Source organism: Streptomyces sp. NPDC001002, assembly GCF_053599215.1.
Genome location: NZ_JBSFLV010000022.1, coordinates 80,457 through 96,176, shown reverse-complemented (window position 1 = coordinate 96,176; position 15,720 = coordinate 80,457). Strand labels below are relative to the sequence as shown.

At 70.0% G+C, this 15,720-nt stretch carries 14 protein-coding genes and 2 tRNA genes; 5 read left to right on the top strand and 11 right to left on the bottom strand.

The window, feature by feature from the left end:
- Window positions 1–19 precede the first annotated feature (19 nt).
- Window positions 20–95: transfer RNA gene (locus tag ACWDR3_RS13245), tRNA-Asn, on the top strand.
- A gap of 176 nt (window positions 96–271) precedes the next feature.
- Window positions 272–348, top strand: a tRNA-Ile gene (locus ACWDR3_RS13240).
- 484 nt (window positions 349–832) lie between these two features.
- Here ACWDR3_RS13240 and ACWDR3_RS13235 read toward each other — a convergent pair.
- From ACWDR3_RS13235 to ACWDR3_RS13195, 9 genes are all read right to left on the bottom strand, one after another.
- Window positions 833–2,944 carry a LamG domain-containing protein gene (locus ACWDR3_RS13235; protein WP_450352594.1) on the bottom strand — a complete coding sequence of 704 codons (2,112 nt, stop codon included), beginning with the start codon at window positions 2,942–2,944 and terminating at the stop codon, window positions 833–835.
- 240 nt (window positions 2,945–3,184) lie between these two features.
- Window positions 3,185–3,844 carry a TetR/AcrR family transcriptional regulator gene (locus ACWDR3_RS13230; protein WP_450352589.1) on the bottom strand — a complete coding sequence of 220 codons (660 nt, stop codon included), beginning with the start codon at window positions 3,842–3,844 and terminating at the stop codon, window positions 3,185–3,187.
- 83 nt (window positions 3,845–3,927) lie between these two features.
- Window positions 3,928–5,190 (bottom strand): oxygenase MpaB family protein, encoded by a 1,263-nt coding sequence (locus ACWDR3_RS13225; protein WP_450352588.1) that lies wholly within the window; start codon window positions 5,188–5,190, stop codon window positions 3,928–3,930.
- Window positions 5,191–5,204: 14 nt separating this feature from the next.
- Window positions 5,205–5,654: a hypothetical protein gene (locus ACWDR3_RS13220; RefSeq protein WP_450352587.1), complete on the bottom strand. Its 450-nt coding sequence runs from the start codon at window positions 5,652–5,654 to the stop codon at window positions 5,205–5,207.
- Window positions 5,651–6,517: a fumarylacetoacetate hydrolase family protein gene (locus ACWDR3_RS13215; RefSeq protein ID WP_450352586.1), complete on the bottom strand. Its 867-nt coding sequence runs from the start codon at window positions 6,515–6,517 to the stop codon at window positions 5,651–5,653. The genes ACWDR3_RS13220 and ACWDR3_RS13215 overlap by 4 nt, the downstream gene beginning before the upstream one ends.
- Before the next feature lie 15 nt (window positions 6,518–6,532).
- Window positions 6,533–8,212: an FAD-dependent monooxygenase gene (locus tag ACWDR3_RS13210; protein ID WP_450352585.1), complete on the bottom strand. Its 1,680-nt coding sequence runs from the start codon at window positions 8,210–8,212 to the stop codon at window positions 6,533–6,535.
- Entirely contained in the window at window positions 8,209–8,760 is a 552-nt protein-coding gene (locus ACWDR3_RS13205; RefSeq protein ID WP_450352584.1) for a VOC family protein, read from the bottom strand. The genes ACWDR3_RS13210 and ACWDR3_RS13205 overlap by 4 nt, the downstream gene beginning before the upstream one ends.
- A gap of 76 nt (window positions 8,761–8,836) precedes the next feature.
- On the bottom strand, window positions 8,837–9,943 hold the full coding sequence (locus ACWDR3_RS13200) for an NAD(P)-dependent alcohol dehydrogenase (protein ID WP_450352583.1): 1,107 nt from the start codon (window positions 9,941–9,943) through the stop codon (window positions 8,837–8,839).
- Between the two features lie 28 nt (window positions 9,944–9,971).
- A complete protein-coding gene (locus ACWDR3_RS13195) occupies window positions 9,972–10,751 on the bottom strand; it encodes an MBL fold metallo-hydrolase (RefSeq protein ID WP_450352582.1) in 780 nt (259 codons plus the stop codon).
- 158 nt (window positions 10,752–10,909) lie between these two features.
- Between ACWDR3_RS13195 and ACWDR3_RS13190 the strand changes: the two genes are divergently transcribed.
- The gene (locus ACWDR3_RS13190; protein ID WP_450352581.1) at window positions 10,910–11,893 is read left to right on the top strand and encodes an amidohydrolase family protein; all 984 of its coding nucleotides are present in this window, start codon (window positions 10,910–10,912) and stop codon (window positions 11,891–11,893) included.
- A gap of 7 nt (window positions 11,894–11,900) precedes the next feature.
- On the opposite strand, the gene ACWDR3_RS13185 is transcribed toward ACWDR3_RS13190, so the two are convergent.
- Window positions 11,901–12,935 (bottom strand): NAD(P)-dependent alcohol dehydrogenase, encoded by a 1,035-nt coding sequence (locus ACWDR3_RS13185; RefSeq protein WP_450352580.1) that lies wholly within the window; start codon window positions 12,933–12,935, stop codon window positions 11,901–11,903.
- A 155-nt stretch (window positions 12,936–13,090) separates the two neighbouring features.
- On the opposite strand from ACWDR3_RS13185, the gene ACWDR3_RS13180 reads away from it, so the two are divergent.
- Window positions 13,091–13,759, top strand: coding sequence for a TetR/AcrR family transcriptional regulator (locus ACWDR3_RS13180; RefSeq protein WP_450352579.1), 669 nt, complete (start codon window positions 13,091–13,093; stop codon window positions 13,757–13,759).
- On the opposite strand, the gene ACWDR3_RS13175 is transcribed toward ACWDR3_RS13180, so the two are convergent.
- On the bottom strand, window positions 13,741–14,652 hold the full coding sequence (locus tag ACWDR3_RS13175) for a helix-turn-helix transcriptional regulator (RefSeq protein WP_450352577.1): 912 nt from the start codon (window positions 14,650–14,652) through the stop codon (window positions 13,741–13,743). The genes ACWDR3_RS13180 and ACWDR3_RS13175 overlap by 19 nt on opposite strands.
- Before the next feature lie 135 nt (window positions 14,653–14,787).
- Here ACWDR3_RS13175 and ACWDR3_RS13170 point away from each other — a divergent pair, with 135 nt between their 5' ends.
- On the top strand, window positions 14,788–15,717 hold the full coding sequence (locus tag ACWDR3_RS13170) for an oxidoreductase (RefSeq protein ID WP_450352576.1): 930 nt from the start codon (window positions 14,788–14,790) through the stop codon (window positions 15,715–15,717).
- Window positions 15,718–15,720: the final 3 nt, after the last annotated feature.

Sequence of the window (15,720 nt, the reverse complement as noted above, 5' to 3'; positions counted from 1 at the left end):
CCAGTCGGGGGAGCTTCGATCTTCCGTAGCTCAATTGGCAGAGCAGCCGGCTGTTAACCGGCAGGTTACTGGTTCGAGTCCAGTCGGGAGAGCCAGCAGGAAGCCGCGTGGACGAGGACCCCGATGGGGTCCTTTTTCATGTCCGCAGGAACCGTGCAGGTCACAGCGGAGTCCTCAAGGGCAGGCGAAGTCGACCATCCGAAGCAGGAGATCGTATGAGCGGCTATGCTGCGGCAGACGGTGCGTACACGTGTGCGCGACACGCCGCTATGGGGCGGTAGCTCAGCCGGTTAGAGCAGCGGACTCATAATCCGCCGGCCGTGGGTTCGAGTCCCACCCGCCCCACCATGCACCCCTCTGCTTTGCGGAAACGTCTCATCTGGGCTGCGGTTTCAGGGCCTTGGTCCACGGGCCGGAATCCTCTGCTCGTCGGCCAGAAGCTCGGTGCTCGTCGGTATGGGGCGGGCTCTATTGCTTGAGGTCGGTCGTGCGGACCTGCTGGCCTGAGGGCCGTAGTCAGGCCGGAATCGGCGGCAACGGCCGCACCATCCGCCAGTCCGCCTCCGTCGTGTCGAGCCCTCGGGATGCGGTCCGGCCCGTCCGCCGCGTTGCCGAACCTGTGCGCGAGGCACTCACATGACAGGGACGCCGGGTCGGACTCCACACACGCGGATGCGAAAGACTGCGGCAACAGGGCCTCCTGGTGATCGGGTTGGTTCGCAACCCCGAACCACCAAGAGGCCCTGCTGGCGTGCATCGGCCCTCGCGCGATCACCCGATCAGGAAGCCTGTTCGATCAAGCCGGCCCCGTGATCGACAAGCGGATGACGTCTCAGCACAGACAAGGATCCGTACCCCGTCCCAGGCCCAGGACGTCGCGGTCCCTCAGCGCGCCGGAGTAGGCCTGTACCTCGTCCACGTCGCCATGCAGGTACTCGCCCCAGCCGTCGTCGGACCTGGCTCGGCCGATCTGAAGGGCACCGGTGCTGTGCCAGCCGTCGGGGAGTCTCGCGGTCGCCTGGGCGTTGGTGTAGCCGTCGAGGTAGAGCTTGATCGTGTCGGTGGCGTCGTCGTAGACCACGGCGAGGCGATGGCCTTGGCCCTCGCCTCCGTCCGCGCCCACGATCTGGGACACCACCTTCTCGGGGGCTCCGGCCTCGTCCTTCTCCGGCATCACCAGTTGCCAGGTGTACGTGGACGGCTCGTAGCGCACCTTGAAGGCATCGGTGTGCTCGCCTGACTGCGAGAGCACGGTCATCGGGTGGGCGGGCTCGGAGTCCGTGAGACGTACGACGACGCCGAGAGTGAAGCTGTCCCCGGTGTCCACGACGGGTCCGTCGGGAGCGGCGTACCCGCTCTCGCCGTCCAGCAACAGATGCCCGTCACCGACGAGTGGCGGGGGCACGTAGGTGCAGTCCGGGTCGATGTCCGGGATACAGGAACTGTCGGAGCCCCGGTAGATCGAAGCCCCCGCGCCGAGCCGCAGCGGCGCGCCGTCCGACTGCTCGGGGCTCGCACCGTCCGTCGCGTTCTCCAGCGACCAGTGGCCGAGCAACTTCGGCTTGCGGTAGGCCAGTTCGGCTATCTCGTCCGGTACCACGACCCGGTCGTGAACCTGTACGTCACCGACGTCCCCGTGCCACTGGTCCCCATAGCCGGCAGCACCGAGGGCGCGCCCGATCTGGAGAGCGCCGGCCGCCTCGCCGGGAGTCGCGTCGGCCGCGGTCCCGGCCTCGTGGCCGTTGACGTACAGCCGCGCCTTTCCGGTCTCGGCGTCGTACAGCCCCAGCAGATGGGCCCACTCGCCGGTCTCGGGAGCGCCGCCGGACACCTGCGCGCCGCCGATCGCGAACGACCAGGCGGGCCCGGAGTCCTGGTGGCGCAGCCCGAGGTCGAAGCCGGGCGCCCCGTCGGCATCCTGGCTGACGACGGTCATGCTCCGGTCGGTTTCGGCGGGCCGTACCCACGCGCTCACCGCGAAGGTCTTACGGATGTCGGTCGCCGGGGCGTCCGGGGTGAGAAAGCCGTGGCCGCTGCCGTCGAGGCCGACCGTGGCGGTGGCCGTGGTGCCTGTGGGCGCAGGGCCGCCGAAGGTCACGCCGGTCCCGGCACGGGCGGGGGTGCCGGTCTCGGCGCCGGCCGAGCCGGAGTCCGCCGGGTCGTCCAGCTTCCAGCGGGCGACGGGAGCACGGCCGGCCTTCACGTTGAAGTCGTAATGCGACTCCCCGCTGCTTCGGCCCGACCGGTCGATCGCGTGGACCGTCAGCGAGTTGGGTCCCTTGGAGAGGGGCAGGTACGGAATGGTCACGGCCGCGCCCGGCCGCTCCGCGGAGACGGTGCCGTAAGGGCCGCCCACGAAGCCGTACGTGTACGACACCACGTCGTCGGAAGGCGAGTCCATGGTGAAGTGGCCGTAGACGCCCACTCCGTCCACCCAGAACACGTCCTCCGGGTTGGGGTATTCGGGAGAGGTGATCGTCGCCTTCTCCGGGCTCACGTCGTCGTACACGAACGAGCAGACCGAGCCGTCGCCCGCGTCGCTCCACGCGGAGGTCGCCTTGCCGTCGTTCGCGCGGACATGCCAGGAGACGACAGTGTTCGCCGGGATGTCGTTCGGCATCGTCCAGTACAGGCGCGAACCTGAGGAAAGAGTGATGGTGGTGTAGGTACGCTGCTGTTTCACTCCGGCAGCGTCCGTCCACCAGGCTTCGAACTCGCCACTGACCGGGCTGAATTCGGAGGGCTGGTTGTCCTCCTCCGGGTCGTACAGCACCGCACTGAGTCTGGGCGGCGTCGAAACGTATGGCGTGTCGTCACCGGTCGCGCATGCCTTGCTCCCCGACTGGAGGTCTTGGACAAGCGGCTGATTCGGCGGCAGATTGGCCACCGCGTACGCCGTCCCGGCAGCCGTCGCCAACAGCGCCGCCGTACAGCTCCCCACCACCGTGCGTCTGCGTCTGCCTGCCCTTGTGAACCTGGTCAAGTGGCCCTCCCCTGTGAGTGTTTGACGCTCGTGGATCACACGAGCGCCCGAAGCTAACAGAGACCACTGACAGCACGGAAAGGCTTTCCTGGCCGACCTGTTCCAGAACTTCGGCGGCGTACCTGCCCGGCGCACGGCCTCCGAGTGATCACCTGTCTGCTGGACGCCTCCGCGCTGTGGCACCTGTTTCGCGGTGCCCCGTCAGTTGGACAGTGACAGCCCGCTGAGGAGTACCTCGGCCACGTTCTCCGCGTAGAGGCGGACGCGGGTCTCCTCTGTCGATGTCAGGTCCGGGTTCATCATCGACGCGAGTGCGATCTGGCCGTAGAGGGCGGAGCCGCCCGAGGTGAGCAGGAAGTAGAAGGTCTCGTAGGGGATTCTTTTGATTCTGCCTTGTTCGTGCAGCAGGTCGAACACAGGAATGTAGCGTGCTCTTATCGGCTCGATGTAGTTGCGGTAGAGGTATTCGAGGCGGTCCGTCGCGGCCGCGCCCTCAAGTGTGACAAGGCGAGCCAGATAAGGGCGTGTCGCCGAGTACTCGATGAAGTTCCGGATCAGCATTCTCAGCCGGATCATCGGGTCGGCCGATTCATCGTCCGAGGTCACCAGGAAATCCACGAGGGGGCCGAAGGCCCAGTCGACGGACGCCTGCCACAGTTTCGCCTTCGAGCCGAAGCGCTGGTAGAGCAGGTTGCGGCTGACACCCAGTTCGTCATTTACCGTCCGCAGCGACACTCCGTTGTATCCATGCACCGAGAAGGCCTCGATCGCGGCGGCCATGACCTGGTCGGTCGGGGCGAGCTGCGCGTCCTTGGGCGGGCGTCCTCGGGGGCGGGTGACGCGGGGCGGAGTGTCAGGCATGGGGCCAGCTTAGCGGCCCGTCCTTCCCTCCATGGGGGCGGAGGAGAGGACGGGAGGGGAGGGTGGACAGGGCGGTTTTTCCTTTACCGGGTGAGCTTGTCGACGGGCTTGAACTTCGCTTCGCCGCCGTCGAGGTTGGTATTGAGGAACGCGTGCCGATCGCGCCGGTTGATCTGGTCGATCCATCCGGCCACGCCTGGGACATTCCGGCGCAGGGTCTCACGCGTCAGGTTTCCGGGAACGCGGGCGAGCGGAGCGAAACGCCACAGGCCGGGATTCGGCAGGCCCGTCCATCCATAACTCTCCTCGCCCAGATAGAAACGGGCGTGCCCGAGCTGTGCCTTGTAGCGCAGTTTTCCGTAGACCTGGCGAATTCCCTTCGCGTCCTCCGGCGGAAGATAGGTGTCCATGAACGACCGGCACAGTTCGCGGGAGTCGTCGTCGATCTTCGGCTGTTCCGAAAGGCCGAGCAGCAGATTGGCCAGGAAACCCTCGGCGACCGTCTCCGGATACCACGGCGCCTCGACGCCCATGAGATGTCCGACATACCGCCAGTGGTGCATCATCGCCTCGACGTCGGCGTCGGTGGGGCGGTAGCCGAGCAGCTTCAGCTGCATCCCGGGCGCGAACGAGCTCAGCAGCAGCGTCCCGGTCTGCGCGAACTGGCTGATGGGCATGCCCAGTCGGTCCCGGTCCCACTCGGGGTGCGGCAGCAGGGTGTGCCGGATAATCGAGTGCAGGACGCGCACGAACACCGCCGAGCGGCGTCCCACGGCACCGGGCCGCAGGGCCCCGGGCTCGGTGGTGTCGGTCCACAGCCGGGAGGTCTCCACGAACCGGCCGAACGCCGAACCGCCGGTGTAGGCGCCGGTCAGCGCGAGCGGCTTGGCGACGGTCTCCAGGCCGTACGCGTTGAACGTGGACATTCCGAAGAACGGGTACAGCTCCTTGTACCGCCGGAACACCTCCGCGCCGTGCTCGACCTTCGCCCAGTCCACCCACTCGGGGTCGGTGGTGATCTGGTCGAAGAGCGCCACCAGTTCCGGAGAGGGGTCGCTGACGCTCTTGATGCCGCCGTGCAGCGCCAGTTCGACGTCCTTGCGGGCGCGGGACCTGCCCTTGGGCGAGGCGAAGCACGCGTCGATGTAGGCGTCGCCCAGCCGGTCCCCGGTGTTCATGGCCCGGCCGAAGGCCTTCGCCAGGTCCTCGGGGACGTCGAGCCGGCACTTGGCGTAGCGCTCGAGTCGCGCCTTGAGTGCCTGGCCCTGGGGGCTCGCCGCCGTCTCGAAGTACGTGAAGATCGTGGGGATCGCCACTTCGGTCGGCCGCGTCGTCGACTGCGTCATTGGTCTCACCGCTTTCAGATGGTCGGGGTGTGTCCGGCGGTCAGTGCGCCCGCCAGGTCTCGGGCGACGTGCAGGGCCGCCGCTTCGTCCGCCAGGGACGGGTCGCGGTGCATCAGCCCGGCGATGAAGGCCGCACCGCGCAGGCCTTTTCGGGGCGGGCCCAGCAGGACGTGGGTGTGGGGGCTGTTCTCGCCGAGGGAGTAGGTGTAGACCCGCGCCGAGCCGGTCACGTGCGTCACGGCCGCGCTCAACCGGGCCAGGAGCGGGCCGAGTTCACCGGCCTCGGCGTCGTTCAGACCGGCCAGTCCCTCGGTGTGCCGCAGTGTCTGGATCGCGACCCAGCCCGGTGTGGGCATCGCCGGGTGCATGGACACTCCCCAGTGCCCGGTGCGCAGCAGCCAGCCGGGGTCCGAGTCGGCGAGCACGACGGCCCGTCGGCACAGCAGGCATCCGTCGCTCGTCATGCCCGCTCCTCCTGACGAACTCCGGTGCGCGGAGGGGCGATCCGGGTGGTCAGCCTCCCGATGCAGGCGAGCGTCACCGACACCTCGTCGCCCGCCGCCAGGAACCGCCCGTCCGCGACGCCCGCCCCGCCCGGCGTCCCGGTGAGGATCACGTCACCGGCCTCCAGGGTCAGGAACGAGCTGACGTACGCGATGAGTTGGGGGACGGGGAAGATGAGCTCGGCCGTCGAGGAGCGCTGGCGCACGTCACCATTGACCTCGGTGGTGAGGTCGAGCGCGTCGTGCAGGCGCAGTTCGTCGGCGGTGAGCAGGGCGGGTCCGAGCGGCTTGAAGCCGTCGAAGCCCTTGGCGAGGGCCGGGTTGGCCATCGGCAGCAGCGGGTTCTCACCGAACTGGACGTCACGCGCCGAGAGATCGTCGGCCACGGTCCCGCCCGCGACGAAGTCCCAGGCGTCCACCTCGGGGATGTCACGGCCGGTGCGTCCGATCACGACGGCCAACTCGCCCTCGTAGTCGACCCGTTCGGGCGCGGATTCCGGCAGGTGGACGACGGCGCCAGGGGCGGTGACGGCGGAACCGGGGATCAGATGGAAGCGGGGGCGGGCGGGCAGCGGGCTGTCCGTCTCGGCCGCGTGGTCACGGTAGTTGAGGCCGATGACGACGATCTTGCCCGGACGCCGCACCGGGGGTGCGAAGGTGGCGTGCTCCGGGCCGATCTCCTTGCCGGGCCGCAGGCCCGCGAGTTCGGCGAGCCGGCCTTCGACGATGAAGTCCTCCAGCGATCGGCCCGGCGCGTCGAGGAGTTGCAGCCTGTCGTCGGGGCCGACCCGTGCGATGCCCTCGCCGGTCTGTGCGAGCAGCATGATGTTCTCCGTTCCTCAGCCCGTGGGTTCCCGGGCGTCGCGGTACCCGGCCGACCGGCCGGTGACCTGGTCCACCAGCGCGTCGGGGTCCGCGGGGCAGGCGTCACCGCGCCAGGCGACGATGCCGTCGGGGCGTACGAGCGCGATGGCGCACCCGTAGGTCTCGCGGGCGCCGTCCGCGCCGATCCACTCCTCGCCGACGGGGATCTCCCGGGTTCGGAAGGCTCGGGCCAGGTCTCCGCTGTCCACGGCCGGGGCGAAGTTCAGCAGCGTGAAGCGCGCGCCGAAGCGATCGAGTACGGAGCTTCCGTCGGCCAGTTCGACATGCGGGGCGCGATGCCCTGGGCGTGCGGTGGGCACGTACTCCTCCGCGTCGGCGGGCGGCTCCGGGGTGCCGTCGGAGACGATGAGCGGTGACTGCGGGTAGCGCAGGCCGAGTTGGGCGCCGAGGGAGCGCCACTCGGTCCGGCGGGTCGCCACGATCCGCTCGGCGACCAGGTCGCGCGCCTCCTTCCGGTCCGGGTCGTCCAATGCCGGGTCGGGCAGGATCGCGTTGTCCGCGCGGTAGTTGTGCCAGGCGCGGCGGACCATGCGCTCGGCGTGCGGGCGGCGCTCCGCCGTGTACGTGTCGAGCAGCGCGTCCGGCGCCCAGCCCCGCAGCACGCCCTCCAGCTTCCAGCCGAGGTTCGCCACATCGCCGAGGCCGGTGTTCATGCCGTGCCCGCCCGAGGGCCACATGCGGTGCGCGGAATCGCCCGCCAGCAGCACATGGCCCGACCGGAAGGACTCGGCGACCACCGCGTCGCCGCTCCACTCCCGGGCGTCGTGCACCTCGACCTCCTCGACCGGGCAGTCCAGCGCGTCGGCGATCGTGGCCCGCACCTCGGCGGCGGCGGGCGATTCGCCGTCCGTCAGCGGATAGGTGACGCGCCACAGGTCGGCGTCGTCGAGCGAACCCAGAATCATGCGGCGGGGGTTGACCAGGTAGTACTGCACGGCGGGTGCGTGCGGGATGCGGTCGCGCAGCCCGGGGAGCCGTACGAAGGCTCCCTGCCAGCGGGCTCGGACCTCGGCCGAGTCCCGCAGTGACTCGATGCCCAGGGCCTTGCGGACCGGCGAGGCCGCGCCGTCGCACGCCACCAGATAGCGCGCCCGTACCGTCCTGCGGCCGTACGTCGGTGAGACGAGCCGGACGGTGACGCCGTGCGTGCCGTCGTCGAACCCCTCGCACGTCCACTCGTAGCGCAGGTCGACCGTCGTCTCGGCGGCGGCGCGTTCCCGCAGCGCGAGGTCGAACCAGAACTTCGGCCACCACACACCCCCTTCGGGGCTCAGCCCGTGCGTGGTGGCGTGCCGGTCCGCGTTGCAGGGGCGGGGGAAGCGGGCGAGTTCGTACGTGGTCATGCGGGAGACGAAGGAGATGTCCCGCGGTGTGTCGGCGGGGAAACCGCTGTGGAGCACGGCGTCGGCGATGCCCCAGCGGCGCAGCAGCTCCATGGACGCGGTGTCGACGGACTCCGCCGTCGGGTAGCGCACCACGCCGTCCGCACGCTCGACGAGGAGCACGGACAGCCGGCGCGAGCCCAGTTCGATGGCGGTGGCAAGGCCCACCGGGCCGCCGCCGACGACCACCACGTCGTACGTCGCGTCGTCCGGGAGGTCGCCGGTGGGGCCCGGCGCCGAGGCGAGTCTCATCGTTCCCAGACCAAGGCGCTCAGGTCCCGGCCGGCCTCGCGGCCCTCGATCAGACGCTCGGGGTCGAGCGGGAAGCCGTTCGGGTTGCTCTTGAAGTCCTCGGTCGCCATGAAGTCCCGCATCTCCTGGCGCGAGGAGAAGTTGAGGGACGACAACTCGACTCGGTTCCCGTCCGGGTCGAGGTAGTAGAAGCTGGTGCCCGGGCCGTGGTTGGACGCCTCGACCGGAAGGAAGCCGGCCGACTTCAGGGTGCTGTAGAGATCCAGCAGGGCGTCGGCGCTCGGTGTCCGCAGCTGGAAGTGGTGGAGTCCGCGCGAGGACCTGCCCGGTCCGAGGTCCGCGCATTCGAAGACGGCGATGCGCTCGGTGTAGGGGTGCTCGAAGTAGAAGTCGAAGAAGCAGATGCGCGACGGCTCGTCCGGGTCGTCGGACGGGGGCGGTGTCATCTCCACACTGCGCGGCTGACCGAGCAGCAGTGAGTAGAAGTCACAGAGGCGGTCGTAGTCGGTCGTCCGCAGCACGACTTCGGACAGACGAATCCCTGACATTGTCTTTCGTCCTTGCCTGATAGGGGAGTTGGCGGCTCGTACAGGAATGGGCGGCTCCCGTCGGAGAGTTGGTGGCTCAGTGGACGAGGACGGCCTTGACGGCCGCGCCCGAACGCACCTCGTCCACCGCCTTGTTGATGTCGTCCAGCGCGTAGGTGCGGATCATGGCCTCCAGCGGGAAGCGGCCCTTGCCGTGGAGGTCGAGGACGCGGGGAACGAGTACGGCCGGGGCCTGATGCCCGACGATGGAGCCGGTCACGGTCCGGCCTTCGAGGAGCGCGAACGCGCTGGTCCGCAGCTCCGCGTCCGGGGCGACCCCGAGGATCGCGGCACTTCCCAGCGGGGCGAGCGCGGCCACGGCCTGCGACATCACCGCGGGTACGCCACTGGACTCCACGCTGAAGTCGACGCCCGGTCCGCCGGTCAACTCCCGTACCCGCTCGACGATGTGGCCGTCCGTCGCGTCGAGCACGTCGGTCGCGCCCAGGTGGGCGGCGAGATCGAGCCGTGCGGAGTGCCGATCGGTCACGATGATCCGCGCGGCGCCCGCTGCCGCTGCCGCCATGACCGCGCTCAGCCCGACGGCTCCCGCGCCGAAGACGGCCACCGTGCTGCCCGGCTCGACCTTCAGCAGGTTCCAGACCGCGCCGGCGCCGGTGATGACACCGCAGCCGAGGGGTGCGAGCACGTGATCGGGTACGTCCGTCCCACCGACCCTGACGAGGCTGCTGGGGCGGCACAGCCCGGACCCCGCGAAGGACGACTGGCCGAAGAAGTGGTCGTGCACGGGCTCGCCCGAGGCGTCGTGCAGTCCGACCGAGCCGTCGGCACGCTGGGCACCGAAGTTCAGCGGGAAGTGGAGGGGGCAGTACGCGGGCCGCCCGCTCAGACAGTTCCGGCAGGTCCCGCAGAAGCTGAAGCCGGCCACGACACGGTCGCCGGGCCGGAACCCGGTGACGGCAGCGCCGACGGCCTCGACCACACCGGCTCCTTCATGCCCGGCGACGACCGGGAGAGGCGTGGGCATACGACCGGCCGCCACCTCCAGATCCGTATGGCAGAGCCCGGCCGCGGTGAAGCGGACCAGCACCTCGTCCGGACGGGGGTCGCCGACGCTCAACTCCTCCAGAACGAAGGGGTCGTCGCTGTCCGGCCGGCACACCGCCGCTTTCACACTGTTCATGGCAAGCCCTTCGGAGGAGGCGGCGGATTCATCGGAGCGTGACCGGTTGGAGCCCGGGGAAGTGCGGGCCGACGAGCGGTGTGTCGGTGGCCCGCAGGGTCTTCAGCCAGAGGGCCCGGGTGGCCGCCGCGGCCGGTGCGTCCCAGTCGAAGCCGCACCGCCAGTCGGGGTGATCCAGCGCCTCCGGGTGGTGGAAGAGGTCACCGACCAGGGCGAGGCTCTGTCCCCGTGACTCGATCAGTGCGACGGACGCGCCCGGCGTGTGGCCCGGTGCGTGAAGGAGACGCAGCCAGTCGTACGGCGAGACGGCATCGCCCTCCCACAGCACGGCCGTGTCCCGCAGCGGAGCGACCTTGCCGCGCACGGCGTCGTCGGCCTCGCCGTCCACGAAGTGCTTCCAGTCGGCGGCATGGATGTGGTGCCTGGCCTGCGGAAACGTGGGCACGCCGGCCGTGGACGCCCAGCCCACGTGGTCGATGTGCAGATGGCTGAGGACGACATCCGTCACCGTGCCGAGCGGGCAGTCCAGCTTCTCCAGCCGCTCCGGGAGGAGTTCGCACACCGGGGGCAGTTCGCCGTCGGGCAGCAGTTGCGGGGCGAGCCCGCCGCCCAGGTCGAAGACGACCCGGTGTCCCCGCCCGTCCGTGGCCAGGAATCCGCCGAACGGGATCTGAAGCATCCCGTGCTGGTCGAGGACGCCGGGCAGGGCCTGCCAGACGGACAACGGAACGTCCGGATAGAGCAGGTTCGGCGGCATCGGTATGACGCCGTCGGTGAGGGGTTCGACTGTCACATCACCTATCTGCATGCCTCGACCGTAGCCATTAAAATGTCGAGCGTCAATTTAATCAGCGTTGAGTGTGGCTGCGTGGATCTCATACGGCTGTCCATGTGGGTGAATAAATTGACGAGTGACATCTTGCTGCTTAGGGTCGACGGCACACCACCGAGCAGAGGAGCACCGTCGTGCCTGGTCAACGGATCGACGTACACACTCATGGCGTGTCGGACGACGCGATGATGGCGATCGCGGGCCGGGGCTTCCGGCCGACCGGGGGGTACCGCATCTCGGTGCGGTGGACTCCTGAGGCCGCCCTCGCCTACATGGACCGGCAGGGGATCGCCGCCCAGCTCATGTCCCTGCCGATGTCGTTCGCGGGGGCGGACGACGACCCGGAGTTCGGGACGCGTCTGGCCCGGCTGATCAACGAAGGGCACGCCGAGCTGATCGTGAAACACCCCGGCCGCTTCGGCGCCTTCGCGACGCTTCCGGCGGACGGTCCCGAGGAGGCGCTGGCGGAAGTCACGTACGCCTTGGACGAGTTGGGGCTCGACGGAGTGGTGCTGACCTCGAACGTGCTGGGGCGCTACTTCGGCGACCCGTCCCTCGAACCCGTACTGGCGGAGCTGGCGCGGCGCGAAGTCCCGGTCTTCGTCCACCCCGAGGACTGCCCGCACATCGACGTCCTCGGCTTCGGCCGGCCGAGCTCCATCGTCGAGTTCCCCTTCGACACCGCGCGCACCATCACCAACGCGCTGTACACCGGCGTCTTCCAGCGGTATCCCGGACTGCGGCTGATCCTGGCGCACTGCGGCGGGGCGCTGCCCACGCTGGGGTGGCGGATCGGTGAGCACACCGTCATGGGGCGGGGGCCCGAGGACGCGGACATCGATCCGGCGCACGTGGCCGAGGTGTTGCGGGGGCTCTATTACGAGACCGCGCTGGCCGGAAGCCGCAACTCCCTGCTGCCGACGCTCGAAGTGACCTCGGCCGACCACGTTCTGTTCGGCACCGACTGGCCCGCGGCTCCGGAACCCACGGTCGTGCGCAACATCGAGAATCTCACCGGCTTCGACGGCTTCACCGCGGACGAACTCCGGGGCGTGGAACGCGAGAACGCGCTCAGGTTGTTTCCGAGGTTCGCCGGAGCGGCTGGTGGTGTGGCCTGAGGCCTCGTCACCCGGCGGACACCATCAGCGCCAGCTTCCCCGTCACACGGCCGTCCAGGAGATGGCGGACGGCCGCGGATGTCTCCGCCAGGGGATAGACGTGGTCCACGACCGGGCGGAGGCTCCCCGTCTCGATGAGGGTGGTCAAGTCCCGGAGCCCGTCGGCGTGTTCGGACGCGATGAAGGTGCCCAGGTGGTGGGCCGTGAACGGGGAGAGCAGTTGGGCCCGGAGTTGGCGGTCCGTGCCGCCGAGCCATCTGCCGGTCGTCTCGCCGCCCGTGATGATCAGTCTGCCGCGCGGGGTGAGGGCGCGGCGCAGGTCGCGCAGGGTGCGGTTGCCCGCGATGTCGATGATCGCGTCGTAGCGGCGCGGGCCTGCGAGGAAGTCCTCGCGGGTGTAGTCGATCACGTGGTCGGCGCCCAACGCCCGTACGGCGTCCAGCTTTTGCGTGCTCGCCACCGCCGTGACCTTCGCGCCGAAGGCGTGGGCGAGCTGGACCGCGAACGTGCCCACGCCGCCCGCGGCTCCCGTGATCAGGACCTGCTGGCCCTCCTGGACCTTGGCCTGGTCGCGGACCGCCTGCAATGAGGTGAGCGCGCTGACGGGGACCGTCGCCGCCTCCTCGAAGGTGAGCCCGGGCGGCTTGGGCGCGATCCTGTCGGGTCGGGCGGTGGCGTACTCGGCGAACGCGGCGGCTGCCGTGCCGTAGACCTCGTCGCCGGGGGAGAAACCGGTCACGGCGGAGCCGACCTTCTCGACGACACCGGCGACGCAGCGGCCGGGGTTGGGGAGCTTCGGCGCGCGCAGGCCGCTCACGGCTCGGACCGGGTACGGCAGGCCGGCCATCAGGTGCCAGGTTCCCCGGTCCACGCTGGAGGCGCGCACCCGGACCAGCACCTCTTCCGGGCTGACGGTGGGGCGGGAGAGGCGGGCGGTGTGCAGCACGGCTTCCGGGGCGGCGCCGTACCGCTCCTGTACGACGGCTGTCATCGTCCCGCCGGCGCCCTTGGCCGTTGTGGTCGGCTCGCTCGTGTTCGGCATCGTCGCTGCTCCCGGTTCCGGTTCCGCAGGTGCGATCACTTACGGTGTAAGTATTTACTTACGCCGTAAGTACAGCACTTACGGCGTAAGGTCGTCAATGCTCGGAGACCAGGAGAGAGGGCTCGGAGAGCATGAGAGAGGGAGAGAACGGTCGTATGGCCCGACGTACCGCCGACCCGCAGTCGCCCCGCGAGCCGCTCACCCGGCAGCGCGTGCTGCGTGCCGCCGTCGAACTCGCCGACAGTGGAGGCCTGGAGACGCTCTCCATGCGCAAGCTCGGTGAGGCCGTCGGGGTCGAAGCGATGTCCCTCTACAACCACGTGGGCGGCAAGGAGGACCTGCTCGACGGCATGGTCGACCTGGTCTTCGGTGAGGTCGAACTGCCCGCGCCCGGCGAGGACTGGCGAGAGGCGATGCGGCAGCGGGCGGCCTCCATGCGCCGGGTGCTGTCCGGTCACCGCTGGGCGATCGGGTTGATGGAGTCACGGTCCCGGCCCGGGCCCGCCACCCTGCGTCACCACGACGCCGTGCTCGGGTGTCTGCGGCAGGGCGGGCTCTCCCTGCCCATGACCGCGCACGCAATCTCGGTGCTCGACAGCTACATCTACGGGTTCGCCCTCCAGGAGAAGGCGCTGCCCTTCGAATCCCCGGACGAGACCGCCGAGTTGGCGGAGTCCATCATGAGCGGGTTCGGTGACGGTGAGTATCCGTACCTGACCGAGATCGCGACCGCTCACGTCATGCGGCCCGGGTACGACTACAGCGACGAGTTCGAGTTCGGCCTTGAGCTGATCCTCAACGGGCTTCAGCGGGCGGCGGGTTGACCGTCCGGCTCGTGCTCGTCCCGGTACCGGTGCTCCTCGCGGGCTCGGGACGCCCGTAGGGACGCGAGGAGTTGGAGGCGTTCGGCGTCCGGGCCACCCGGCTCGGCGGTGAAGACCATGAGGACGGGGCCGGGGCTGCCGGGCAGTGGGTACGTGTCCCAGTCGAGGGTGATCCCGCCGACCTCGGGGTGCTGGAACAACTTGGTGCCGTGGACGGCCTCCCGCACGTCGTGCCGTGCCCACAGCCGGCGGAACTCCGCGCTGTGGATGCTCAGTTCGCCGACCAGCGCCGTGGCGCGCGGATGGTCCGGGTCGTCGGCGACGGCCGCGCGCAGCATGCCGACGCACTGGCGGGCCATGCTCTCCCGGTCCGGGCACAGGAGGGTGTCCTCGTCCTCCCGGAAGAGGGCGACCAGCAGGTTGCGCTCCGCCCCGGGCACCTCGGCGGGATCACCCAGCAGGGCCTCCGCGAGCGGGTTCCAGGCCAGGATGTCGAGGTGCCGGCCGAGCACCAGACCGGGAGTGCCCATGACGTGCAGCAGACGCCGGGTGCTCTCCGGTACGCGCTCGGCGGCCCGGCGCGGGCGCGCGCGTGCCGGCAGGCGGGCCGAGCGGGCCAGGTCGAACAGGTGCCGGCGTTCGTCGCCGTCCAGGTGCAGGGCGGTGGCCAGGCCGTCCAGGGCGTCGTCGGAGGGCCGTACGTCGCGGCCCTGCTCCATCCGCTGGTAGTAGTCCGTGCTGAGCCCGGCCAGCAGGGCGATCTCCTCCCGGCGCAGCCCGGTCACCTTGCGCCGCCCACCGGGCTCCAGACCGACGTCCTGCGGGCGCAGCCGGGCCCGCCGGGCGCGCAGGAAGTCACCCAGCTCGCGTGCGTAGGGATGATCGGTCGCCATGCCGCCAGTGTGCACGCCGGCCGGCGCACCAAGGTAGGTCTGCCATTCCCAGGCAGGCGGGTACGAGGGAACCGCGGCCGCGCCTCCCTACCTTTGGCTGCCGGACGATCCCCGAAACCTCGCAGGAGCACCGCCATGGCCGCCGCCCGGAACACCCGTCACCTCCCCGACCAGCACGGCACCGTCGCCGTCGTGACCGGGGCGAACTCCGGGCTCGGGCTGGTCACGGCGACCGAGCTCGCCCGGCACGGGGCCAAGGTCGTCCTCGCCGTACGCGACACCGCGGCCGGTGAGCGGGCGCTCGGCGCGATCCGCGAGGCGGCACCGGGGGCCGACCCGGAGGTGCGCGAGCTGGATCTGGCCTCGCTCGCGTCGGTCCAGGCCTGCGCGAAGGGGCTGGCCGCCGACTTCCCGGCGATCGACCTGCTGATCAACAACGCCGGCCTGATGAAGCTCGGTCCGGCCCGCACGACCGCCGACGGGTTCGAGCTGCACATGGGCACGCATCTGCTCGGCCACTTCGCCCTCACCGGCCTGCTGCACGGCTCCCTCGCCCGTGCCGCCGCCCCGCGCGTGGTCAACGTCAGCTCGATCACGTACAAGAACGACCGCCTCGACCTCGACGACCTCATGTCGCGGCAGGACTACGACGCCGCTCGCGCCTACAACCGCTCCAAGCTCGCCAAGACCGTCTTCGGCCTCGAACTCGACCGCCGGCTGCGCCTCACCGGTTCCCCCGTCCTCAGTGTCGTCGCCCACCCCGGCATCACCATCAGCAATCTCAACCCGAAGGCCGACAAGGACCGCCCCCTGTTCGAGCGTCTCATCGGCCGCGCGATCCGGCTGCCTCTCCAGTCGTCGACCGGGCAGGGCGCCCTGCCCCAGCTGCACGCCGCGACGGCCCCCGGTGTGAACGGCGGGCAGTTCTTCGCCCCTTCCGGCTTCAAAGAGGTGCGCGGTCGGCGGGTGACGGAGGTCCGCCCCACCACCGAGGCCGCCGACCCCGGCACCGGCCGACGGCTGTGGACGGCGGCGCAGGAACTGACCGGCGTCTCCTACCTCTGAGCG